Annotated in this window: 25 protein-coding genes; 10 read left to right on the top strand and 15 right to left on the bottom strand. The window is 63.3% G+C overall.

All coding sequences use genetic code 11. From position 1 onward, the window contains the following. Positions 1–22 precede the first annotated feature (22 nt). Positions 23–1,438, top strand: a complete 1,416-nt coding sequence (locus tag X566_RS21710) for a M20 family metallopeptidase (RefSeq protein WP_034471476.1) — start codon at positions 23–25, stop codon at positions 1,436–1,438. 217 nt (positions 1,439–1,655) lie between these two features. Here the strand turns inward: X566_RS21710 and X566_RS21705 are convergent, their stop codons facing one another. Then, positions 1,656–2,756, bottom strand: a complete 1,101-nt coding sequence (locus X566_RS21705) for an LLM class flavin-dependent oxidoreductase (RefSeq protein WP_034472726.1) — start codon at positions 2,754–2,756, stop codon at positions 1,656–1,658. 225 nt (positions 2,757–2,981) lie between these two features. On the opposite strand from X566_RS21705, the gene X566_RS21700 reads away from it, so the two are divergent. From X566_RS21700 to X566_RS21685, 4 genes are all read left to right on the top strand, one after another. Next, positions 2,982–3,731: an AzlC family ABC transporter permease gene (locus X566_RS21700; RefSeq protein WP_051444419.1), complete on the top strand. Its 750-nt coding sequence runs from the start codon at positions 2,982–2,984 to the stop codon at positions 3,729–3,731. Continuing rightward, on the top strand, positions 3,728–4,072 hold the full coding sequence (locus X566_RS21695; protein ID WP_034471474.1) for an AzlD domain-containing protein: 345 nt from the start codon (positions 3,728–3,730) through the stop codon (positions 4,070–4,072). Before X566_RS21700 ends, X566_RS21695 begins: the two co-directional genes overlap by 4 nt. 11 nt (positions 4,073–4,083) lie before the next feature. Further along, positions 4,084–4,539 (top strand): tRNA (N6-threonylcarbamoyladenosine(37)-N6)-methyltransferase TrmO, encoded by a 456-nt coding sequence (tsaA, locus tag X566_RS21690; RefSeq protein WP_034471472.1) that lies wholly within the window; start codon positions 4,084–4,086, stop codon positions 4,537–4,539. A gap of 119 nt (positions 4,540–4,658) precedes the next feature. Further along, a complete protein-coding gene (locus tag X566_RS21685) occupies positions 4,659–5,282 on the top strand; it encodes an MSMEG_1061 family FMN-dependent PPOX-type flavoprotein (protein WP_034471469.1) in 624 nt (207 codons plus the stop codon). Between the two features lie 150 nt (positions 5,283–5,432). Here X566_RS21685 and X566_RS21680 read toward each other — a convergent pair whose 3' ends face one another. The 4 genes from X566_RS21680 to X566_RS21665 form a co-directional block, all read right to left on the bottom strand. Beyond that, positions 5,433–5,861, bottom strand: coding sequence for an HIT domain-containing protein (locus X566_RS21680; protein ID WP_034471466.1), 429 nt, complete (start codon positions 5,859–5,861; stop codon positions 5,433–5,435). Positions 5,862–5,970: 109 nt separating this feature from the next. Further along, positions 5,971–7,218, bottom strand: coding sequence for a GNAT family N-acetyltransferase (locus X566_RS21675; protein ID WP_034471462.1), 1,248 nt, complete (start codon positions 7,216–7,218; stop codon positions 5,971–5,973). 102 nt (positions 7,219–7,320) lie between these two features. After that, complete coding sequence (locus tag X566_RS21670; RefSeq protein ID WP_034472720.1) at positions 7,321–8,073, bottom strand: glycerophosphodiester phosphodiesterase; 753 nt, start codon at positions 8,071–8,073, stop codon at positions 7,321–7,323. A gap of 87 nt (positions 8,074–8,160) precedes the next feature. After that, positions 8,161–8,628, bottom strand: coding sequence for a RidA family protein (locus tag X566_RS21665; protein ID WP_034471460.1), 468 nt, complete (start codon positions 8,626–8,628; stop codon positions 8,161–8,163). 204 nt (positions 8,629–8,832) lie between these two features. Between X566_RS21665 and X566_RS21660 the strand changes: the two genes are divergently transcribed. Continuing rightward, positions 8,833–9,720, top strand: coding sequence for a cell envelope integrity EipB family protein (locus tag X566_RS21660; RefSeq protein WP_409337841.1), 888 nt, complete (start codon positions 8,833–8,835; stop codon positions 9,718–9,720). A gap of 6 nt (positions 9,721–9,726) precedes the next feature. On the opposite strand, the gene X566_RS21655 is transcribed toward X566_RS21660, so the two are convergent. Together X566_RS21655 and X566_RS21650 are read right to left on the bottom strand one after the other, a co-directional pair. Continuing rightward, a complete protein-coding gene (locus X566_RS21655; protein WP_034471456.1) occupies positions 9,727–11,004 on the bottom strand; it encodes a DNA polymerase IV in 1,278 nt (425 codons plus the stop codon). Next, complete coding sequence (locus X566_RS21650) at positions 11,001–11,300, bottom strand: DUF3572 domain-containing protein (RefSeq protein ID WP_034472718.1); 300 nt, start codon at positions 11,298–11,300, stop codon at positions 11,001–11,003. The genes X566_RS21655 and X566_RS21650 overlap by 4 nt, the downstream gene beginning before the upstream one ends. A gap of 125 nt (positions 11,301–11,425) precedes the next feature. On the opposite strand from X566_RS21650, the gene X566_RS21645 reads away from it, so the two are divergent. From X566_RS21645 to X566_RS21635, 3 genes are all read left to right on the top strand, one after another. Next, entirely contained in the window at positions 11,426–11,791 is a 366-nt protein-coding gene (locus tag X566_RS21645) for a response regulator (RefSeq protein WP_034471454.1), read from the top strand. A 10-nt stretch (positions 11,792–11,801) separates the two neighbouring features. Then, positions 11,802–13,175, top strand: a complete 1,374-nt coding sequence (locus tag X566_RS21640; protein ID WP_034471452.1) for a PleD family two-component system response regulator — start codon at positions 11,802–11,804, stop codon at positions 13,173–13,175. A 283-nt stretch (positions 13,176–13,458) separates the two neighbouring features. Beyond that, the gene (locus tag X566_RS21635; RefSeq protein WP_034471450.1) at positions 13,459–13,746 is read left to right on the top strand and encodes a His-rich protein BRANT; all 288 of its coding nucleotides are present in this window, start codon (positions 13,459–13,461) and stop codon (positions 13,744–13,746) included. Positions 13,747–14,013: 267 nt separating this feature from the next. Here X566_RS21635 and X566_RS21630 read toward each other — a convergent pair whose 3' ends face one another. The 6 genes from X566_RS21630 to topA form a co-directional block, all read right to left on the bottom strand. Next, complete coding sequence (locus X566_RS21630) at positions 14,014–14,196, bottom strand: hypothetical protein (protein ID WP_034471447.1); 183 nt, start codon at positions 14,194–14,196, stop codon at positions 14,014–14,016. Positions 14,197–14,422: 226 nt separating this feature from the next. Further along, a complete protein-coding gene (rpmG, locus tag X566_RS21625; RefSeq protein ID WP_034471445.1) occupies positions 14,423–14,590 on the bottom strand; it encodes a 50S ribosomal protein L33 in 168 nt (55 codons plus the stop codon). A gap of 177 nt (positions 14,591–14,767) precedes the next feature. Then, on the bottom strand, positions 14,768–15,532 hold the full coding sequence (locus X566_RS21620) for an NUDIX hydrolase (protein WP_034471443.1): 765 nt from the start codon (positions 15,530–15,532) through the stop codon (positions 14,768–14,770). 8 nt (positions 15,533–15,540) lie between these two features. Continuing rightward, positions 15,541–15,993 carry a DUF983 domain-containing protein gene (locus X566_RS21615; RefSeq protein ID WP_051444418.1) on the bottom strand — a complete coding sequence of 151 codons (453 nt, stop codon included), beginning with the start codon at positions 15,991–15,993 and terminating at the stop codon, positions 15,541–15,543. After that, positions 15,990–18,344, bottom strand: coding sequence for a ribonuclease R (gene rnr / locus X566_RS21610; protein ID WP_034471442.1), 2,355 nt, complete (start codon positions 18,342–18,344; stop codon positions 15,990–15,992). Before rnr ends, X566_RS21615 begins: the two co-directional genes overlap by 4 nt. Positions 18,345–18,367: 23 nt before the next feature. After that, positions 18,368–21,088 carry a type I DNA topoisomerase gene (gene topA, locus X566_RS21605; RefSeq protein ID WP_034471440.1) on the bottom strand — a complete coding sequence of 907 codons (2,721 nt, stop codon included), beginning with the start codon at positions 21,086–21,088 and terminating at the stop codon, positions 18,368–18,370. Positions 21,089–21,320: 232 nt separating this feature from the next. On the opposite strand from topA, the gene X566_RS21600 reads away from it, so the two are divergent. Continuing rightward, positions 21,321–21,566, top strand: coding sequence for a hypothetical protein (locus X566_RS21600; RefSeq protein ID WP_034471438.1), 246 nt, complete (start codon positions 21,321–21,323; stop codon positions 21,564–21,566). Here X566_RS21600 and dprA read toward each other — a convergent pair. Together dprA and plsY are read right to left on the bottom strand one after the other, a co-directional pair. Continuing rightward, on the bottom strand, positions 21,555–22,652 hold the full coding sequence (gene dprA, locus X566_RS21595) for a DNA-processing protein DprA (protein ID WP_034471436.1): 1,098 nt from the start codon (positions 22,650–22,652) through the stop codon (positions 21,555–21,557). The two genes, X566_RS21600 and dprA, sit on opposite strands and share 12 nt — an antisense overlap. Beyond that, positions 22,653–23,246 carry a glycerol-3-phosphate 1-O-acyltransferase PlsY gene (plsY, locus tag X566_RS21590; protein ID WP_034472714.1) on the bottom strand — a complete coding sequence of 198 codons (594 nt, stop codon included), beginning with the start codon at positions 23,244–23,246 and terminating at the stop codon, positions 22,653–22,655. Positions 23,247–23,375: the final 129 nt, after the last annotated feature.

Below are 23,375 nucleotides of genomic sequence, written 5' to 3'. Positions count from 1 at the left end.
ACCGGGACAAGGGAGAACACGCATGCGCAATACCCAAGACATCTGGTCATACGTCGATGCCAAGAAGGCGGCGTTCGAGAAGCTCGCGGACGATGTCTGGGCGGTGCCGGAAACCTGTTTTGGCGAGTTCAAGTCGGTGGCGCTGCATACCCAGGCACTCGAGGCCGAAGGCTTTCGCGTCACTCGCAACTGCGGTGGCTTGCCGACGGCCGTGATGGGCGAGGCCGGCGAAGGCGGGCCGGTGATCGCGATTCTCGGCGAGTTCGATGCGCTGCCGGGGCTGAGCCAGGAAGCGGGTGTTGCCGAGCGGCGCGAGATCGAGAGCGGCGGCGCGGGTCATGGCTGCGGCCACAACCTACTGGGTGCGGGCGCAATGCTCGCCGCCACCGCCGTCAAGGACTATCTCGCCAAGAACGGGCTGAAGGGACGTGTGCGCTATTACGGCTGCCCTGCAGAAGAGGGCGGCTCCGGCAAGGCGTTCATGGTGCGCGAGGGTGCGTTCGATGACGTGGACATTGCGATCTCGTGGCATCCGGCGCCGTTCATGGCGCTGAACGTCGCCAATTCGCTGTCGATGATCCAGGTCGACTTTACCTTCGCCGGCCGCGCGTCGCATGCGGCCGCCGCGCCGCATCTCGGCCGCAGCGCGCTCGATGCGGTGGAGTTGATGAATGTCGGCGTCAATTACATGCGCGAGCATGTGCCGAGCGATGCGCGTATTCACTATGCGATTACCGACTCCGGCGGTTTGCAGCCGAACGTGGTCCAGGCGAAGGCCAAGGTGCGCTACATGGTACGCGCGATCGAACTGCCAACCATGTGGAATATCCTCGAGCGGGTGAAGAAGGTGGCTGAAGGCGCTGCGCTAATGACGGAGACCACCGTCACCTCGCAGGTGGTTTCGGCGATGTCGAATCTGCTCGGCAACGGGCCGCTGGAGAAGGCGATGCAGGCGAACCTGCAGCATCTCGGTCCGCCGCCATTCGACGAGGCCGACCGCGCCTTTGCCAGCCAAATGCAGGGAACCTTCCAGGACGAGGATATCGCCACCGCCTATCGCCGCTTCGGGATGGTGCGCAGCGACGCTCCGCTCGGCGTCGAGGTGGTGCCCGCTGACTCGCCACGGGCACAGCTGCGCGGCTCGACCGACGTTGGCGATGTAAGCTGGGTCGTCCCCACCGTGCAGACCTATGGTGCGACCTATGCAATCGGCACGCCGCCGCATTCCTGGCAGATGGTGGCGCAAGGCAAGGCGCCGGCCGCGCACAAAGGCATGACGCAAGCGGCCAAGGCCATGGCCGCGACGGCGCTGGATTGCCTGCGAGATTCAGCGCTGCTGTCGGACGCCAAGGCGGATTTTGCCGCGCGCACCAAGACCTTCGCTTACAAGTCCCCGCTGCCAGCCGACACCAGGCCGCCGGTGGTGAAACCGTCGTAATGGCTCCTGGAGCATTTCGACTCTGAGGGCGATCGGCCACAACGGAAGAAAAGAGTGGTTTTAGCGAAGGCTGGGACCAGTCGTCCGAGACGTTCGTGATTGAATCGGAACGTCTCGGCCTGCGTCATGCCCGTGTTCATGGACGTGACGACAGAGCAAGGCTCATGACATGCTCTGTCGTCTTCTCCAGTTATCAGCACCGAGTCTGTGGTCAGGCTTACGCCGCTTTCTCCAGTTTCGGCGTGAGGTGCTTGATCCGCGGCATCACCTCCTTGGCGAGGAGTTGCAGCGAGTTGTGCCACGCCTTCGGATTGTCCTTGTAGTCGAAGCCGAACACCAGGAGCGTGCCAAAGCCGCCAACCTGGTCATAGATGGCCTCGATCTTCTCAGCACAGGTGGCGGGCGAGCCGACGATCCAGTTGTGTTTGGCGCAATACTCGACCGTGACATCCGAGTCCGGCACGTCGGGCGCGTGCTTCAGGTAATCCTTGAAGCCGAAATGCCCGAGCAGCCGCAGGAAGTACTCCTCCATCATGCGGCCCATCATGCCGCCGACAGAGAGACGCCACGCTTCCTCGTCGGTGTCGGCGACGAACACCTCACGCACCATCCGCCAGTCGCGGCGGTTCGGTGTGCGGCCGGTGCGCTGGGCGCCGATCTCCACCGACTCCCAATGGCTGGCGACGTAAGCCGGATTCAGGTTGAGACTCATGGGGATGAAGCCGCGTTCGCCTGCAAGCTTGAGCGTGTCGGAGCTCTTGCTCAGACCGGCGACGCCGATCGGCGGATGCGGCGCCTGCACCGGTTTGATGTGGGGTTTCAGGAAGTCGAACATCGTGTCCGGCTTGCTCACGCTCCAGTACTTGCCGGTGTAGGTGAACGGCGCATCCTCGGTCCACATCTTGAGAATGATATCGAGCGCTTCGCGGGTCATGTCGCGGTTCTGGCCCGACATGCCGTCGACATTGAACATCGCCCAGTCACTCGGCAGGCCGCTGGCGGCGACGCCGAAATTCAGCCGTCCCTCAGAGAGATGATCGAGCATCGCCACGCGGTTGGCGAGTTCTGCGGGGTGGTGATAGGGCAATAAAAATCCGCCTGGGCCGAGGCGGATGTTCTTCGTCTGCATGAAGGCCTGGGCGAGCAGCAGGTCCGGCGAGGGGTGTGGCTCCCAAGGCGCCGTGTGGTGTTCGCCGATCCAGGCTTCCTGATAACCGAGTTCATCACACCAGCGAAGCGTTTGCAGATCCCAATCGTGGCCGTCCTTGAGACCGCGCTCCGGCGGATGCGACGGCATTGTAAAGTAGCCGATCTCCATGAGCATCCTCACTGTCTGCGAAGCGTCGTTGATCGCGCTTCATACGATGAAATCTAGCCATGGCTTATGGCGCCTACAATCGGGAATCGTTTTTGCTCTGCACCGATGCGAGGTGTGCGCGATTGCGCGCTGCACTTTGGCCAGCGATTTTGACGCAGGGAACGGGACTCTGGGTTGCGCACGCGCTGACTTGACGCACCCAGGTACGATCTGCGTCATGGCGCGGTGCAAACCGACCCGACAGCTACTCTTTCTACCGGCGGTAACTGGGCCACCTCGCTTGGCGCGTTCACAAGGGGCGTCGCTGCGGCCTATCGCACCATCCTGACGTATACGCTGTTTGCAACCTATCTCGGTGTCGGCGCGCTCGCGCACGACCTCGGCTTCAGCCTGCTCTGGGCGCTGCTTGGAACCACGCTGGTCTGGGCTGCTCCCGCGCAGATGATCCTCCTGACCGCGCTTGGAGGCAGCGGGACGGTGGTTCAGGCCGCGATCGCAGTTACGCTCAGCGCGATCCGGCTGATGCCGATGGTGGTCTCGCTCTTGCCGATGCTGCGCGGGCCGAAGACGAGGGCGTGGCACCTCATCCTGCCGACCCATTTCATCGCCGTGACCGTCTGGGTCGAAAGCATGCGCCTGGTGCCCGGCATTCCGCGCGAACGGCGAGTGGCTTTCGTCAATGGTCTCGGCTGCGGCGTGATGCTCTCGACGGTGGTCTCCACCATCGCCGGCTACACTCTGGCCGCGGCATTGCCACCGCTCTTCGGTGCTGCGGTGCTGTTTCTGACGCCGATCAGCTTCCTTTTGACGACGGCAACCAACAGCAAGCAACTGGTGGACCGGTTGGCGCTCGGTCTTGGCCTCGGACTGATGCCGCTCGCCGCGTTTTTGAACACCGGCATCGATATGTTGATTGCCGGTGTGTCGGCCGGAACCATTGCTTACGGCGTGCATCGGTTGCGGAGGGTTCCGTGAGCACGTTCATCGGCGATTGGCAGGCGATCGGCGTGCTGCTGCTGGCGGGGGTGCTGCCGAACGGCATCTGGCGTGTGTTCGGCTTCCTCGCCGGCCGCCGGATCGACGAGGGCGCCGAGATTCTCGTCTGGGTCAGGGCGGTCGCCACCGCCATCATTGGCTGCGTCGTCATGCAGATCCTGATCATGCCGCCGGGCGCGCTCGCGACGATGCCCACGCCGGTCCGATTTGCAGCTGTCGTGGTAGGTTTTCTCGTCTATCTTCTGGTGAAGCGATCGGTGCTGGCGGGAGTGATCGCTTCGGAACTGGTGCTGCTCGGCGGCAAGTGGTGGCTGGGGTAGGAGAGGGCCCAATGACGGACATCAACGAGATTCGTATGGGCGAAGTTGCCGTTGCTTCGCCACAGGCGCGCGATGCCGGACTCGAATTCATCGGCCGCATCCATACACCGTGGAAGACGCGGGCCGAAACGCCACGGCAGGGGCGCCTCGATGGTCCGCTCTGCCGCATCGAGATGTTCGAGCCGTGGGTTGCCGGCTTGAAGGGATTGGAGACGTTCGAGACCATTCAGGTGCTGTACTGGCTGCACCAGTCGCGCCGCGATCTCGTCACCCAAAGCCCGCGCAGCAATGGCGTGACGGCAGGCACGTTCGCGCTGCGTTCACCGGTGCGCCCCAATCCGATCGGATTGTCGGCGGTGACACTCCTCGGCATCGCCGGCAACATCGTCTCGGTGCGCGGGCTCGATTGTCTCGACGGAACGCCGCTGATCGATCTCAAGCCAGATCGTTGCGCTCACTCGCCATAGGCGCGACGCTCAGCGCTTTGAACGATTCCGGGACGGCGTGGAATTCGCAGCATGTCCATCATGCGCCGTTTGCGCTAGGGTAGCTATCTGCGTCCGGGGACTGAGCCGGGAGATTGATCATGGCGCGCATCACCACCGTCGAACAGCTTCGGGCGATCCTGCAGGAGCCGCGCGAGACCACCAAGCTGAAAGTCATGCCTGCGCTGGACGATCAGGCCAAGGACTTCATCAGCACGAGCCCGTTTGCCCTTCTCGCCACGGCTGATGAAGCCGGTACGGTGGAGGTCTCGCCGAAGGGGGACGAGCCGGGCTTTACGCTCATCGAGGACGACAGGACGCTGCTGGTGCCCGAACGTACCGGCAACCGTCTCGCCTATGGCCTGACCAACATCATTGCCACCGGGCGGGTGGGCATGATCTACCTGCGCCCGCGCACCGGCGAAACGCTGCGTCTTTCCGGTCGCGCTGAAATCTTCAACGATGCCGATCTGCTGAACAAGCTCGGCTCGGACAACCGCCCCGCGCTGCTGGCGATCCGTGTACACATCGAGAAGTGCTTCTTTCATTGCGCCCGCGCATTCCTGCGCGCGAAGCTGTGGGAGCCGGAATCGTGGCCTGCGGCCCAGCGCATCTCATTCGGCAAGATTATCGCGCCGAAGATCGGCGAGGGCGAAGCTGTCGCCAAGCAGATCGACGACACGGTCGCGGAAGCCTACACAACGCGGTTGTGGTCGAACGGGTAGAAGGCCGGTTCATAGGACAAGCGCGAGGTCCTCATGGTGAGGAGCCGTGCGCGCGGCCGGCGTCTCGAACCATGAGGCCGGTGCAGTTTCATCATCATTCTTCGAGACGGCGGCGGTGCGGCCGCCTCAGGATGAAGCAGCTCGGTCGGATCAGGTTGTTTTCAGGGCGGCGATCAGGCGCGTGGCATGGTCCTCGAGGACCTTCAGGTCCTCTTTGCGGCTCGCGGGCGGCAACAGGGCTACGCCATCCTGGCGGGGCATCACATGCATGTGCAGGTGGAAGACCACTTGTCCGCCGGCAGCCTCGGAAAACTGCTGGATGGTGATGCCATCGGCGTTGAAGGCGCGCTTCGCGGCGGCGGCGATCTTGTGAGTGGTGCGGGCGACGGCCGCGAAATCATCCGGCGTGATGTCGAGGATATTACGGGCCGGTGCTTTCGGGATCACCAGTGCATGGCCCGGGCAGCGCGGCATGATGTCGAGAAAGACGAAAGTCTTGTCGTCCTCGTAAATTTTGAAGGCAGGCAGCTCGCCGCGCAGGATCTTGGCGAAGATATTGTTGGTGTCGTAGGCGGTCATGCGTATCGTCCTGCTTCTGCTGCTGTCGTTTCCCGCCTTCTCCGGGGGATCACTGTCCGTTGATTAGTTCACGTCTCGCGATCATCCTCAGCAAAAGGCAATAGCGCGGTCAAGATCCGTCGCCGTCGCCCTTGCGGAAGGGAGCATAGTCGGCGAGTTCGTCGACGGACTGCGCTACATATTGCCGCTCGCGCTTGAGATAGTCGGCGACGGCATGACGGAATCCGGGGTCCGGAATGTAGTGGGCCGAATAAGTCTCTTTCGGCAGGTAGCCGCGCGCGAGCTTGTGCTCGCCCTGGGCGCCGGCTTCCACACGCTTCAGTTTGCGTCGGATCGCGAACTCGATCGCCTGGTAGTAGCAGACCTCGAAATGCAGGAAGGGGTGATGCTCAATGGCGCCCCAATGACGGCCGAACAGAGTATCGGAGCCAATGAAGTTGATGGCGCCAGCGATCCAGCGACCATTGCGTTTCGCCATGACCAGGAGAATGTCGTCGGCCATGGTCTCGGCGACGCGGGTATAGAAGTCGCGTGTCAGATAGGGGGAGCCCCATTTGCGCGAGCCGGTTTCCTGGTAAAAATCAAAGAAGGCGTCGAAGGCGTCTTCTGTCAGGTCGTTGCCGGTCAGGTGTTCGATGGTAATGCCTGGGGCGACTGCTTCGCGACGTTCGCGCTTGATCGCCTTGCGGTGGCGCGAATTCAAGGCTCCGAGAAAGTCGTCGAACGTCGCATAGCCCTCGTTTTGCCAGTGGAATTGCCGATCGGTTCGCTGCAGGAAGCCAGAGCTTGCGAGCAGCTCCCATTCGTCCCTCTGGGCGAAGGTGACGTGAACCGAGGAGGCTTGCACAGTCCGGCACAGGGCCATCAGTCCTTTGACGAGCAGTTCGCGCACCTGTCGCGCGTCCGAAATGTCGCCGCGGACCAGCAGGCGAGGGCCTGTTGCTGGTGTGAACGGCACCGAGACCTGCAGCTTCGGGTAATAGCGCCCCCCGGCGCGCTCATAGGCATCGGCCCAGCCGGCATCGAAGACGTATTCGCCGCGCGAGTGCGATTTCAGGTAGCACGGGACGACACCGATGATGGTGCCGCCACGCCTGGCAATCAGGTGCTGGGCCGCCCAGCCGGTGCGCGGCCAGGCCGAGCGCGAGGCTTCCAGTGCATGATAAAACGCGTGTGTGACAAAGGGGTTGTAGCGCTCCCGCAAACCTTCGCACGAGCCGCTTCCGGGCAAACTTGCGCCGCCAGTGGATTCGCCAGCATCGCGCTTTCCGCCGGGATTGGCGCACGCATCCCATGCCTCGGCGGGAATATCGCCGATCGAGGGAACCGCTTGAAGTTCGATGTCGGAAGAGGACATGAGGACCGGAAATTGTCCGCTGGTTCCACCAGATTAGCAGATCGAAGGGGGCCAATGCCACTTCAGCGCTCGCCGGCAGCGGCATAACCGATACCCGGCTATTCAACGCTCCGGCACGAAGCCTTCGAAAATCATCTGGTCGGCGTAACGGGCCGCGCACTGGCGTTGTTCCGCTGTGCGCACGGTCCAGGTCAGAAGGGAGCAGCCGAACAGGTTGCGGGCGATCCATGGCGCCGGCGCCGGCAATTCATTGACCCAGTAGGCCACGAAATGCGGCTGGGTGCGGAAGCCATGGCGCAGGCCCAGCATGGTGCGTTTCCTTTCCGCCGGCAGCTTGCTCCAATAAGCGTCGTCGTAGGTCCGCTGGGCGACAATGCCGCGAATGAGGTCCGGCGCGGTTTGCTTCAGCGCCATCACTTGGTCCGGATCGAACGACATCGCCACGGCTGGCCCGCGATAGGACTTCAGGACCTCTGCGAGGCGGGCCACCAGTTTGCGGTCGCCGTCATAGTGGCTCTTGACCTCGATCACGAGCGCAACGCGGCCAGCAACCAGATCGCACAATTCGCCGAGCGTCATCATCCGCTCGGCGGTGTCCCTGAAGGCCACCCGCTGTAATTGCGCGGCCGTCAGGGCGACCAGCCTGTCGCGGCCCTCGTTGAGCCGGCCAAGGACATCGTCATGATGCACCATCGCCTCGCCATCGGCGGAGAGCTGCAGGTCCACCTCGATGCTGAAGTTGCCAGCGATGGCGGCTGTGACCGCCGCCGGCATGTTCTCGACGATTCCGCGCGCGCGGTCGTGCAGACCGCGATGGGCGATCGGCCTTGCGGTTAGCCACGCCGGCGCGCGCATCATGATCGTTCCGTCATGCACCTGATCCGAAAACCTATCTCCAGCTTAGGCTGGCGCGGCCCTGTGGGTCGGGTGCCGCACTCATGGTCAGGCCACCTCGAAGATCGCCTCGACCTCGACCGCGGCGTCCGCCGGCAGGGAGGCGACGCCGACAGTAGAACGTGCATGGCGGCCCTTGTCGCCGAAGACCGCAACCATCAGGTCGGAGGCGCCGTTCAGCACCTTCGGTCCATCGACGAAATCCGGCGCGCTGTTGACGAAGCCGCCGAGGCGGACGACCCGCGTCACCTTGTCGAGATCGCCGAGCGCGGCCTTGACCTGCGCCAGCAGGTTGACCGCGCAGCCGCGCGCAGCAGCCACGCCCTGCTCGACACTCACGTCCTTGCCGAGTTTGCCCTTGGCGATCAGCTTGCCATCGGCACCGAGGCAGATCTGGCCCGAGCAGATCAGAAGATTTCCGGTGCGGACGAAGCCCACATAGTTCGCCACCGGAGCGACCGGCTCCTGCAGCACGATCCCCTGCGCCGCGAGCTTCTGTTCGACAGTCCCTGCCATCTGAATGTCCCTTCGGGTCACGCCCGTTTGATGAAACTCCGCCTCTTTTTGCCCATCATGCGGGCGCATGCAAGGCGGTCGGTCCGGCTCCCGTCGCCGCGGCCGGGATCGATTGTGTCCGCCGCTTCTTGTGAACGACTTATGTCTTGTTTACGGCGGCGAAGCCGGATCAGATTTGGAATGATTCCTGACCTGGGAGACTTTATGCCTTCACCTTGGATGTCGTCGTTTGCGCGCCCCGGAGTCCGGCTAGGTGCCATACTGGCCGTCACAGCGGCGGCCTTCGCGTGGGATGGTGCCAGCAGCCGCGGGCAGGCGGCGACAGTCGCACCGTTTCTCGCGCATCAGGCGGCTTACGACCTCAGCCTGAAGACGTCGCGCCGCAGTCCGTCGATCGAAGCGGCGGAAGGACGCATCGTCTACAATTTCTCCGGCAGCGAGTGCGAGGGTTATACCACCGACTTCCGCCAAGTGTCGCGGTTGAACACCGGCGAAGGCAAGATGGTGGTCAGCGATCTTCGCTCATCGAGCTGGGAGGAGGGCAAGGGGGCGAGCTATCGCTTCAAGATCGAGACCCGCATGAACGACGAGAGCACCGGTTCGGTGGACGGCTCTGCCGAACGGACCAAGGATGGGATTGTCGTCAAGCTGAAGCAGCCCGAGGCCAAGACCTTCACGCTCGACAAGGACATTGTCTTCCCGACCGAGCAGGTCAACCGCATCATCGAGGCGGCCCGCGCCGGCAAGAGCATTCTCGAACTGTCCGTGTACGACGGCTCCGACAATGGCGAAAAGGTCTACAACACGATGACGGTGATCGGGCAGCCGATCCCGGGATCGCGTGCGCCCACGCAGCCCGACATCGGCACGGAGAATGCGGCACTCAAGAGCATGACGCGCTGGCCGGTGACCGTGAGCTACTACGATCGCAATGCGAAGTCGGGCTCTGGCGAGCAGACGCCGTCCTATTCGATGTCGTTCGAGCTCTACGAAAACGGCGTCTCGCGGGCGCTGACGCTGGACTACAACGACTTTGTCATTGCCGGCGCCATGAGCAAGTTCGACGCGAAGACGACGAAGCCCTGTCACTGACAGGGCTCAGTCCCGTTCGGGACCTTCATAGGCGATGCCTTTGATCACCGCATCCTTGCCGAAACGGGTGCGCAGCGCATCCATCGCGCGTTCGGCGTGAGCGGAGCGGCGGTCGAGCAGATCGGAATCTTCGGCCTCTGATGCGGGTCGCAACGCACTGACGCCTGTCCCGATCAGGCGGAACGCGGTGCCGTCGATTTCCTTGGCGAGCAATTCACGCGCGGTCGAGAAGATGCGGTTGGCGAGCTGGGTCGGCGCGCCGATCGATTGCGCGCGCGTGCGCTGACGAAAGTCGGCAGTTTTCAGTTTCAGCGTGATGGTCGACCCGGCAAGTTCGGCCGCCTTCAGCCGCGCGGAGACTTTTTCGGTCAGCCGCCACAGCCGCCTTTCCAGGCTCGGTAGGTCGCGGATGTCATTCTCGAAGGTTGTTTCGGCGGAAATGACTTTGGTATCGCGATCAGGCTCCACCTTGCGATCGTCGATACCACGGGCGAGCCGCCACAGCCGCCGGCCTTCGGGACCGAATTGCTTCATCAGGTCGGTCTCCTCGGCGTGCTGGAAGTCTGAGATCAGGCGGAAGCCCTGCTGCACCAGCCGCTGCTGGGTCGCAGGCCCGACGCCGTAGATGAAGCTGACCGGCTTCTCGGCGAGCAGGGCGCGGCCGTCCTCCTGATCGAGCACGGCGAACCCGCGCGGCTTGTCGAGATCGGAAGCGATCTTGGCAAGGAACTTGTTGCAGGAGAGGCCGACCGAGACGGTGATACCGATGTTACGCTGGATGTCGCGGGCGAAGCGGGCCAGCGTCAGCGCAGGGATCGAACGGTGGATGCGTTCGGTTCCGGACAGGTCGAGAAACGCCTCGTCGATCGACAGCGGCTCCACCAGCGGCGTTAGCGCCTGCATGGCGCTGCGGACCTCGCGGCCGATGCGAACATATTTCGCCATGTCCGGAGGGATGACGACCAGTTCGGGACATAACGCGCGGGCCTTGAACATCGGCATTGCCGAACGCACGCCAAAGGTGCGGGCGACATAACATGCAGCCGAGACCACTCCGCGCTTGCCGCCGCCGACCGCGACGGGCTTGTCGGCGAGGTCAGGGTTGTCGCGCTTCTCGACGGTTGCGTAGAACGCATCACAGTCGATATGGGCAATCGCCAGCGCGGACAGGTTCCGATGGCGCAACAGCCGCGGCGAGCCGCAATGCCTGCACCGCACCGCGTTCGCGCCGGCCACCTCCAGGCAGTCGCGGCAAAAGCCGGTTGCGGGCAGGGCTGATGTCACGGCACGTCGCGCTCCCAGGATGGGCCGCCCAGCGCTTCGCGCGCGGTGATCAGCTGCCGCGGTTTGAGGTCGTGCGCGGCGCAGAAATCGTCGATCAAACCTTCGTCATTGAGGATGAAGTCGAGGACCGCGACCAGGAACGTCTTGTCCTGGGCGGCGGTGCGAATCGTTTCCGGACCGAGCCCGGTTTCGGCCAGAAAACGGCCCAGGCGGGCGGGCTCCTGCGCGAGGAAGGAAAGCGCCTGAATCGCCACAGTTTCAGCCACTTGCCCTGGGGTGAAAGCCCGCTTTGTCATCTGTTCCATTTGCCTTTCCGTAACCTATCGTCTCTATTTTAAATCATCTTGCCATGGCCGTTTTGGCCTGGCGAACCGTTTTGCGGAGGCAAATCGGAAAGCGACCCGGATGGTGGAGGGGGCGGATGGCAAAGACCGTCCTGATCGTCGAAGACAACGAGCTGAATATGAAGCTCTTTCGCGATCTCCTCGAAGCGCATGGTTATCAGACCGTTGGCACCAACAAGGGGATCGAGGCGCTCGACCTCGTGCGACGTCATCGCCCGGACTTGATCCTGATGGATATTCAGTTGCCCGAGGTCTCGGGCCTCGATGTTACGCGCTGGATCAAGAGCGATCCGGAACTGAGTGCCATTCCGGTTGTTGCCGTCACTGCATTCGCCATGAAGGGCGATGAGGAGCGCATCCGCGAGGGCGGGTGCGAAGCATATTTGTCGAAGCCGATTTCGGTCGGAAAATTCATCGAAACTGTCCGGCATTTTATCGGGTAGGGGGACGGAAATGTCCGCGCGTATTTTGGTTGTCGACGATGTGCCAGCGAACGTGAAGCTGCTGGAAGCGCGGCTGTCGGCAGAATACTTCGATGTGGTGACGGCTGCGAATGGCCGGCAGGCGCTGGAAGCGGCAGCCCGTGCCGAGTGCGATATCGTGTTGCTGGACGTGATGATGCCGGACATGGACGGGTTCGAAGTCTGCCGCCGGCTGAAGTCGAATCCGGCGACCCATTTCATTCCCGTGGTGATGGTGACGGCGCTGGACTCGCCCGCCGATCGCGTGCGCGGCCTGGAAGCGGGTGCTGATGATTTTCTCACCAAGCCAGTCTCCGATGTCGTGCTGATCGCCCGCGTGCGTTCGCTGACGCGGCTGAAGATGATGACCGACGAGCTGCGCATGCGGGCCATCACCTCGCACGAGATCGGAATCCAGGGACCGGAGCGTGATGCGGTCGCGGACCAGGGCAAGGGCGGCAAGATCCTGCTGGTCGATGATCGGCCGGCGTCCTATGAGCGCATCGCGACGATGCTGACGGAAGAGCATACCGTCGATGTGGAGCCGAATCCGTCGGAGGCGCTGTTTCATGCGGCCGATGGCAATTACGATCTGCTGATCGTCTCGCTCGGGCTTGAGAACTTCGACGGTCTCAGGCTGTGCAGCCAGGCGCGCTCGCTGGAGCGTACGCGGCATGTGCCTATCCTCGCGATCTCCGATGCCGACAACAATGCGCGGCTGCTGCGCGGGCTCGAGATCGGCGTCAACGACTACCTGCTGCGCCCCGTGGACAAGAATGAGCTACTGGCGCGCGCGCGCACCCAAGTCCGCAAGCGTCGTTACACCGATCATCTGCGCGACAACGTGCAGCATTCGATCGAGGCGGCAATTACCGACGCGCTGACTGGCCTGCACAACCGCCGCTACATGGAAACGCATCTCGCGACGCTGGCGGAGCAGGCCGGCTCGCGCGGCAAGCCGCTGGCGCTGATGGTGCTGGACATCGATTTCTTCAAATCGATCAATGATACCTACGGCCACGATGCCGGTGACGACGTGCTGCGCGAGTTCGCGGTGCGGATTCGCAAGTGCATCCGCGGCATCGATCTCGCCTGCCGCTATGGCGGCGAGGAGTTCGTGATCGTGATGCCGGAGACGGACGTCAACGTCGCGGGCATGGTCGCGGAGCGGCTTCGCCGGGCGATTGCTGCCGAACCGTTCGCCGTCGACAAGGGATCGAAGCGGATCGACGTGACGATCTCGATCGGGATCGCCAGCCTCGACAACAAGGGCGAGCCGATTGGCGATGTGATCCGGCGTGCCGATCAGGCGCTCTATCGCGCCAAGCGCGACGGCCGCAATCGCGTGGTGCTGGCGGCGGCCTAAAGCGCGATGAGATTTGGATGAGTCATCCTCGCGCTTTAGCTCATGGTTTAAGCATGGTCTTTTCGGAAAACCGCGACACACTTTTCCGGATCATGCCTTAGCGGCCACCTTGGGCAGCGCCGCCGCTACAGCTCGTCGCGGAACTCTGACCAACATTTCATTCAGATGAACGGAGACTATCGGGCTAACTCAGGAGGAGTTCAGCGCCTTAGCCGTAGTGTTCTCATCGACGATCAGCAGGCCTCTCATTCGAGTGGCTGCTCGATCAAAACAGGAGAGCACCATGTTCAAGACAATCTCAGCCGCGTTGCTTGCGACATCGCTGATTGCCGCTCCGGCTATGGCCGCCGGCACGGTCAGGACTGACGCTGCGCCGACAGCCAAATCGGAAACGATGGCGTCGAAAGCCGGCAAGCTGAAGGTGGCCACGCATAAGGTTCATCGCAGCCATCTGCGGCATCACCGCGTTCACAAGAAACACACGGTCATGAAGACGCACAAGCACGCGCGCTTGGCCAAGGCGAAGCAGGTTTCGCCGGTCAAGCCGGCTGCGGCGAAGGTCAAGGGCTGACACCCGCGACCCACGCCGAGGGGATCGCCGGGCTGCTCGTCAACTCATCGCGTCTCAAGAATCATGCTGAAGCGGCCTCTGGAGCATCTGCGCTCCAGAGGCGCCATTCGTTGATCGCTCTCGTTGAAGGGAAGGCTCGGTCCACGCGTGCCCATGCTCCGGACTCGGCCCGCGAAGCCGTTTGCGGGAAGCGTGGGGAGGCGATCCCACGAAGGCAAGGCAAATACGCTGGCGCCGTTGCGCGCAGCGATACAAGCCCGCGTTGCGTCAGCTTTGATGCGGCCCCCGCATGATCTTCAGCGCGGATTCGATTCGTCGCCAGGTGCGGGCCTGATCCGCGTTGCCCTCGGTTTCGAACTTCACGGCGTTCTGCGCCGCGTCGGCGATCGCCTGGACGCCGCGCACTTCCAGCAGTTCCCGCGCGCAGGCGTGGATATCAAGCTCGCGCATCGTGTCATGCTCCTCTTAGTCATTCAGATCAGATAAATGGAACGCTGTAACCACGAGGCAGCGCTCACCGGAGTATCAACGCGCGTGGGTGGGTTTTGCTCCCGTGATGATACTGCTCGCTGACGGAGCGGCGGTTGGGTTGGCAACTCACCCAAAACGAAAAACGGAGCCCAGCGGCTCCGTTTTGCATATCTGCGGTTCGCGCGAAGCGAGCTGCCGCCGAGATTTACTTGATCTTGGCCTCGCGGAACTCGACGTGCTTCTTGGCGACTGGATCGTACTTCTTCTTCACGAGCTTGTCGGTCATCGTACGCGAGTTCTTTTTGGCCACGTAGTAGTAGCCGGTGTCGGCGCTCGAAACGAGCTTGACCTTGATGGTGACGGCCTTGGCCATGACGAAACCTCGAAAACTTAGAAATGAGAAGGGCGGGTCCGAACCCGCCCGTTGGCCCGCAACCTAGCCAGGACTGGCCCAAAGTCAAGGTTTCAGGACCATTCCTTGCGCCGAAAATCGTCGTTTTTCGCTCGATATCTCAGCGAAAACCGCGATTTTCCTGCAAGACCTGCAAGATCAGGCTCCCGGCAGCAGATCCATCTGCATCTTGCCACCATAGAAGTGGAAGAACGGAATCGGCGCGTCATGCCGCAGCGGCCCGGCTGCAAGGCGTTTTTCGAGCTGCTCCAGCACCTTCACCGTCATCGGGTGCATGTTGGCAAGCGGCTGCGAGCCGATCTCGACCCAGACGAGCTCCACCAATTCGGCATCCGCATGGACGATTCCCGGGACCCGGTGGGTGATCGCGGACGCGTCGGCGGTAAAGAAGCGGGTGTCGAAGCGTTTCACCCGGCCTGGCGGCGTGATTGCGCGCGCGATCAGGTAGAGCGAAGAGGGGTCTGGCAGGAGACCGGCATCTCCGAAGGGCTTCCAGCTACCCTCTAACGTCGCCTTGGTGCCATTGGCTGGTTTGCCGAGGCAGAGCCCGGTTTCCTCACAGGCCTCACGGATGGCCGTGTTGGCGAGCGCACGGGCCCGCGCAGCGGAGATCTTCGGGCTGCCCTGCAGCAAGCGCGCCTCGAGCTCGGCGGGAATTGGCGCCGCAACGGCAACCTTGTTGTCCTTTGGATCGACGCGGCCGCCCGGGAACACGAACGCGCTCGGCATGAACACCACCTTGTCGTGGCGCTTGCCGACGAGAACCTTCGGCTTGGCCTCGCTGCGATCGATCAGGATCAGCGTGGCCGCGTCCTTGGGACGGAAATAGGGGTGTTTGGTGGTGTCTTCGCGATAGTTTCCGGGGTTCGGCAGCTTCGATTCCGATGCGGTCGTATCGGTCATTTCGTCCCTCAGCTCTTCTTCTGTCTCAAGCCCGCCTCAAGCGGGTCGCCGGGACTGTTCTCATCGAATCCATGCATCCGGAACGCCCATTGCAAGCCAACAATGGCGCCTTTGACCGGCTGGAGCAATGCCAGCGACATGCCCAAGGTGAGGGGGAGCCATACCGCAAGGTGCACCAGATAGGGAGGCGCGAAGTTCTGTTCCACAGCAAGAACCAGAGGTACGATGATGTGGCCGACGATGACGATGACCAGATAGGCTGGAAGGTCGTCGGCGCGGTGATGGTGAAACTCAAGACCGCACGTCCCACAGGTGTCGCGGGTTTTCAGGTAGCTGCGAAACAGCGTGCCTTCGCCGCAGTTTGGGCAGCGGCAGCGGAAGCCGCGTAGCATCGCCTGCCACAGGTCGCGCTTCGGCGGGGCATCGGGGCGATTGGTCCAGACTTCCTTGGTCGCTGTCATCGCCGACCTCGCTTGCCCTTCGGCTTCACCTTCAATTTCGGCTTCCTCGATTTCGCAGGCTTCTCGCGGCGCGCCTTGGCAGGGAATACAGCTTTTTCGGGACGACGCTCGCGCCGCGCATCGTCCCGGCCTGCGAAATCCTTGCGTCCGCGCCGTACCGTGCTGGACGCTTCCGAGAGAAGCTCGAACCGCAATGCGCCGGCAACGGGAGCTGCTTCTACCAGACGAACCTCCACCGTATCGCCCAGCCGATGCATGGCTCCGCTGCGTGTGCCGATGAGTGCGTGGCGTGCTTCGTCGTATTGATAGTACTCGCCGCCGAGCGAGCGGACTGGAATGAGCCCGTCGGCACCGGTGTCGTCGAGCTTCACGAACAGGCCGGCGCGCGTCACGCCTGAGATCCGCCCGTGGAAATGCGCACCGACGCGATCGCTCAGAAAGTGAGCGATCAACCGGTCGGTGGTCTCGCGCTCGGCCTTCATCGCCCGCCGCTCGGTGGCCGAGATGTTGGCCGAGATTTCCGCAAGCGTCTCGACCGTTTCCGTCTCCGGCAATCCGCCCGAGCCGAGCTTGAGTGCGCGCACCAGCGCGCGATGCACGATCAAATCGGCATAGCGGCGGATCGGCGAGGTGAAGTGCGCGTAGCGGCGCAGATTAAGGCCGAAGTGACCGTAGTTCTCCGCCGCGTATTCGGCCTGCGCCTGCGAGCGCAGTACGATCTCGTTCACCAGCGGTTCGGAATCGTGGCCCTTCACCTCGCGTAAGGTGCGGTTGAAGTTTTCCGGCCGCAGCGCGCCGGTCTTCGGAAAATTGATGTCTAGCGTCTGCAGAAATTCGCGCAGCGCGACGACCTTCTCCCGACCAGGCTCGTCATGCACGCGGTAGATCAGGGGTGTGCCGCGCTTCTCCAGCGTTTCCGCCGCGGCGACGTTGGCGAGGATCATGAATTCCTCGATCAGCTTGTGCGCGTCGAGGCGTTCGGGGACGGTCACGCGATCCACCGTGCCGTCCGGCTTCAGCATGATCTTGCGTTCGGGCAGGTCGAGGTCGAGCGGTTCGCGATCGTCACGCGCCTTCTTCACCGCAGCGTATGCAGCGTAGAGCGGTTCGAGGATCGGCTTCAGCAGAGGGCCCGTCGTATCGTCCGGATGGCCATCGATCGCTGCCTGCGCCTGCGCATAATGCAGCTTTGCGGCTGAGCGCATCAGCACGCGGTGAAAGCTATGCGAGCGCTTCCGGCCGTCCTTCGCGATCACCATACGCACGGCAAGCGCGCCGCGCGGCTCGCCGGGCTTCAGCGAGCAGAGATCGTTGGAGATGCGCTCGGGCAGCATTGGCACGACGCGATCGGGGAAGTAGACCGAGTTGCCGCGTTTGACGGCTTCGCGGTCGAGCGCCGAGCCCGGTCGGACGTAGAACGACACGTCGGCAATGGCAACGGTGACGATGAAGCCGCCGCGGTTGTCGGGATCGTGATCGGCGACGGCATGCACCGCGTCGTCGTGATCCTTGGCATCGGGCGGGTCGATGGTGACGAGCGGAAGATCGCGCCAGTCCTCGAGGCCCTCGACCGTCGCCGGCATGGCGGCTTCCGCCTCCTGCAGAACCGCAGGCGGAAACACGTGCGGGATGTCGTGCGCGTGGATCGCAATCAGCGACACCGCACGTTCGGTCTTGAGCGAGCCCAGCCGCTCCTTAACGCGACCGGAGGGCAGGCCGAAGCCGCGCCCGCGCTGAACTTCGACAGAGATCAGGTCGCCGTCTCTGGCGTCCATGCTATCGCGCGCTGCGATGACAAGTTCGCGGCCGACGTTCTTCTTGTCGATCGGCACCATGCGGCCGCTGCCATCGGGCAAAGCACGGAAGATGCCCAGCACGCGGTGCTTGGCCGCATCGAGCAGCTTGATGATGCGGCCGCTGGGATGAGTGACCTCGTCCTGATCGTGCGCATGCTCGATGCGCAGCAGCACGCGGTCGCCGACACCGCCTGTGACCCCTGCATGCGCGCGGCGCGAGATATGCACCAGAATTTTCGGTGGAGTGCCGCGCTCCTCGTCCCATTCGGCGGGGATGGCGATCAGCTCACCGTCCTCGTCGCGCTCGGTGATGTCGGCGGCAAGCACCGGCGGTAACTCGCCCGCAAGATGCACGGTCTTGCGGCCGCGCCGCGCGACGACACCATCGTCGGACAGTTCACGCAGGATCTTCTTCAGCTCGATGCGGTCGGCGTTCTTCAGACCGAAGGCGCGGGCGATCTCGCGCGTGCCCACCTCGTTCGGCTGCGAACGGATGAACGCGACGATGTCGTCCCGCGAGGGGAAGGAGGTCTCAGCGTCGCGTTTTCGTTTCACAGGGGTCGAAACACTTTCTGCGGTTATGCGCCGGCTTTGCCCGCCACCTTCTTGGCGCCCGAAGCCTTGGCGGCCGCCGCCTTCGTCTTCGCGGGAGCTTTCTCGGTGACCGTCCCACGCGCCTTGGCGACCGACTTCTTCGCAGGCTTTGCATCGGAGGACGCCGGCTTGGCGGCCGCTTTCTTTGGCGCTGACTTCTTCGCGGAGGCCTTCTTGGCGGCACGCTTGGGCTTGCCCTTGCCGGCGCGGGCATCGATCAGTTCGATCGCCTGTGCCAGCGTCACCGTTTCCGGCGTGATCTCTGCCGGCAGCGTGGCGTTGGTGCCCTCGTGGCTGACGTAAGGACCGTAGCGGCCGTTCTTCACGGTGATGACGCCGCCGTTCGGATGGTCGCCCAGCGGTTTGCCGGGATCAGCCTTGAAGCGGCCGCGGCCGGGACCCTTGGCGATCTTCTCGGCGATCAGCGTCACCGCGCGGTTGAGGCCTATGGTGTAGACGTCGTCGCCAGCTTCCAGGCTGGCGTAGGTCTTTTCGTGCTTCACGAACGGCCCGAAGCGGCCGATACCGGCAGTGATCGGTTCGCCGGTTTCGGGATGCTTGCCGATTTCGCGGGGCAGTGAGAGCAGCTTCAGCGCCAGGTCAAGATCGACATCGCCGGGCGAGGTGCCTTTTGGGATGCCAGCACGTTTCGGCTTTTCGTCCTCACCGACATCCTTCTGCTCGCCGAGTTGGATGTAGGGCCCGAAGCGCCCGGATTTCACGGCGACGTCGAGGCCGGTCTCCGGGTCCTTGCCGAGCACGCGGTCACCACTATCGGCGCTGCTGGCCGCGAGTGGCCGAGTGTAGCGGCATTCCGGATAGTTGGTACAGCCGACGAATGCGCCGAACTTGCCGGCCTTCAGGTTCAGCCGACCGGTGCCGCAGGTCGGGCACTGGCGCGGGTCGCCGCCGTCCTCGCGCGGCGGATAGATATGCGGACCGAGCATATCGTCCAGCACGTCCAGGACCTGCGCGACGCGCAGTTCCTTGATCTCGTCGACGGCGCCGATGAAGCCGCGCCAGAAATCGGCCAGCACATCGCGCCAGGCGACTTCATTGTTGGAGATCTTGTCGAGCTGGTCCTCCAGCGAGGCCGTGAAATCGTATTCGACGTAGCGCGCGAAGAAGTTCTCTAGGAACGCGACGACGACGCGGCCCTTGTCTTCCGCATAGAGGCGCTTCTTGTCGAGCTTCACATAGCCGCGGTCCTTCAGCACCTGTAGGATAGAGGCATAGGTGGAGGGACGGCCGATGCCGAGCTCTTCCATGCGCTTGACCAGCGAGGCTTCCGAGAAGCGCGGCGGCGGCTCGGTGAAGTGCTGCGAGACGTTCAATTCGCGCCGATCGAGGGCTTCGCCTTCGCTCATTGCGGGCAGACGGCGGCTGTCGTCATCGTCGGCAGCATCGTCGATGCCTTCCTGATAAAGCGCCAGGAAGCCGTCGAACTTGATCACCTGGCCGGTGGCGCGCAGCTCGAGCGTGCGTGCGCCGGCCCTGGCGGCGATGTCCACGGTGGTCCGCTCGAGTTCGGCGGATTCCATCTGGCTGGCGATGGTGCGCAGCCAGATCAGTTCGTAGAGCTTGGCCTGCTCGGGCTCGAGCTTCTTGGCGATGTCCTTCGGACGGCGCGTCAGATCGGTCGGGCGGATCGCTTCGTGCGCCTCCTGCGCATTCTTCGCCTTGGTTTGATACTGGCGCGGTGAATCCGGCACGTAGTTCTTGCCATAGTCCTCGCCGATCACCTTGCGCGCCTGGGTGATCGCCTCATTGGCGATCTGCACGCCGTCGGTTCGCATATAGGTGATGAGGCCCGTGGTCTCGCCACCGATGTTGACGCCTTCGTAGAGCCGCTGGGCGATCCGCATGGTGTGGGCCGGCGCGAAACCAAGCTTGCGGCTCGCTTCCTGCTGCAGGGTCGAAGTGGTGAAGGGGGCGTAGGGATTGCGGCGCGCAGGACGGGCTTCCACCGTGGTCACGGTGAAATTGGCCGCCTCAAGCGCCTTCTTGAAGTCCTCAGCTTCCTGGCCCGAGCCGATGTCGAGGCGCTGGATCTTCTTGCCGTCGGCGCCGACCAGACGGGCCTCGAAGGTCTCATTGCGCGGGGTGGCGAGCGTCGCCACCAGTGACCAGTATTCGCGCGGGACGAACTTCTCGATCTCCAGCTCGCGGTCGCAGACGAGCCGCAGTGCTACCGATTGCACCCGGCCGGCCGAGCGGGCGCCGGGCAATTTGCGCCACAGGACCGGGGAGAGGGTGAAACCGACCAGATAGTCGAGCGCCCGGCGGGCCATATAGGCGTCCACCAGCGCGCCATCGATCTTGCGCGGGTGGTTCATCGCTTCGGTCACCGCCTGCTTGGTGATGGCGTTGAACACGACGCGCTCGACTTCCTGGTCCTTGAGCGCCCGCTTTTCCTTGAGCACTTCAAGCACATGCCAGGAGATGGCTTCACCTTCCCGATCCGGGTCGGTGGCGAGAATCAGCTTGTCGGCGCCCTTGACCGCGCGGGCGATGTCATTCAGGCGGCTGGAGGCCTTGGGATCGACCTCCCAGATCATGCGAAAATTTTCTTCCGGATCGACCGATCCGTTCTTGGCCGGGAGATCGCGGATATGGCCGAACGAGGCCAGAACCTCATAGGAGGGGCCCAGATACTTGTTGATCGTCTTGGCCTTCGCCGGCGACTCGACAATGACGATATTCATGCAATTCCAAAGGCTTAAGGGCGATATCGGGCAAGGATCGAAGACTCGAACCAGCCCGTTTGCGGCGGAACATGGTGTCCCGGGCCCCCGCTGTCAAATCGCAAAGGCGTGGATTGTGAAGACTAATAGTTGCAAACGTGTATCAATGTAATCATAGATTGCATACGCCGAGAGTGCGAAAGACCTATGGAACCGGCTGCTCGGACCTCCGTTTGTCGAGAAGCGAGGATCTATGGTCTCCAAGCCACGCGATGGAGGACCGGACGGTGACGGGACCAAGCACGAGCCCGCGCGGACCGGCAATGAATTCGAGGCCGCCGATTACATCGGGTCGGTCGCGGACAATCTCGCGCTGATTGCCCGGCGACATGGGATGGATACGCTCGTTTATCTGCTCGACATGGTGAAGATGGAGGCGGATGAGGAGAAAAGGCTGTGGCGAAGCCGTTACCGGGTCCGTGACCCGTCAGAGCAGTGATACCAGTCCACCGCCGTGCCGCTCGAGCCGGCCGGCGAGTTCCAGCTCCAGCAGAACGATCCGGACCGCCGAAGCCGACGCTCCCGACAGGCGGATGAGGTCGTCCATGCTCACGGGTGAGGGGCCGAGTAGGGCGACGATCCGGCTCCGGTCCGGATTGTCCGGTTCGGAGGCAGGCGCCTCAGGCTCCTCGAACAAGCCCTTAAGCGGCCGTTCAAGGATCGGATCGACGGCATTTATAATGTCTATGGCAGAGGTGACGAGGGTCGCGCCTTGCTTGAGCAGACCATTGGTACCAGCCGCGCGGGGATCGAGCGGTGAGCCGGGAACGGCAAACACCTCGCGGCCCTGTTCGGCAGCCATTCGTGCAGTAATCAGCGAACCGGAGCGCTCGGCGGCTTCAACGATGACAACGCCAACGGCGGCCCCTGCGATCAGTCGGTTGCGGCGAGGAAAGTCGCGCGCTCTCGGCGCATGCATGAGGGGCATCTCCGAGATGGCCCCGCCCGGGCCGCTGACGATCGCCTGCAGCAACGGTTCGTGCTCGGGCGGATAGATCTGCGCATGCCCGCCCGCTAGTACCGCAACCGTGCCGCTCGCCACGCTGGCACGATGAGCCGCATGATCGATGCCGCGCGCAAGCCCGGATACGATCGCAAAGCCGGCGACGGCCAGGTCCGTGGTCAAGGTCTGGGTGAATTTGATCCCGGCCGCGGAGGCGTTGCGCGAGCCGACGATGGCGATCATCGGCCGCATCAGTGCGTCGGCCTGTCCGCGGATCGCCAGCAGCGGCGGAGCATCATCGATCGTCGTCAGCCGCGCCGGATAACCATGCTCGCCGGGGGCGACGAGGCTAACGCCCATCGCGCGCGCAGCAGCGATCTCGCGTCTCGCTTCGTCCTCCGAACAGATCCGGCCCGAACGGGCGGCCCCGCCACGGCGGGCGAGATCGGGAAGAGCCTTCAGCGCGGCACTGGCGCTGCCGGTGTGGTTGACCAGATGGCGGAATGTACGCGGCCCCACATTCTCCGAACGGATCAGCCGCAGCCAGTCGATACGTTGCGCGTCGGAGAGGACGGGGCTCAATCAGGCCCTCGCGCCGATCTTGGACTCGGTCCCAGCCATCAGCTTCGTGATGTTGCCGCGATGCATGAACCACAACAGCGCGGTCAACGCGGCGAACAGAACCGCAAGCGCCGGATGGTCATAGCCCCAGAGCAGAAACGGCGTGGCGAGGCTGGCGATCAGTGCCGCTGCCGATGAGTAGCGGGTGAGCAGTGCGACCGCGAGCCAGATCGCACAGAAGGCCAGTGCGGCCGGCCAGATCAGGCCGATCAGGAGACCGATATAGGTCGCGACGCCTTTGCCGCCCTTGAATTTGAGCCAGACCGGAAAGAGATGGCCGAGGAACGCGCCGAGCGCCGCGACGATGGCGCCATTGGGGCCCGCGATGGCGCCGCCGACGAGCACGGCAAAGGTGCCCTTCAGCGCATCGCAGATCAGTGTCGCTGCGGCGAGACCCTTGCGGCCGGTCCGCAGCACGTTGGTCGCGCCGATATTGCCGGAGCCGATGGCGCGGATGTCACCGCCGCCGGCGAGCCGAGTCAGCAGCAGGCCGAACGGCACCGAGCCGAACAGGTAGCCGATCAGGAATGCGATCGTGAGATTCAGAGCCAGCATGACATCCCCAAGCTTGCCATTTCCAAGCCCGCCGTTTTCAAGCCGCACGTTATCGTTGTTGCTATCGTTGTTGCTGCGCCTGTCGCCGCCGGTTGCGGTCATCCGGCAGGACGACGTTATTTTGGACGA

Source organism: Afipia sp. P52-10 (assembly GCF_000516555.1).
Lineage (GTDB): Bacteria > Pseudomonadota > Alphaproteobacteria > Rhizobiales > Xanthobacteraceae > P52-10.
This window is presented reverse-complemented; position numbering and strand designations above follow the sequence as displayed.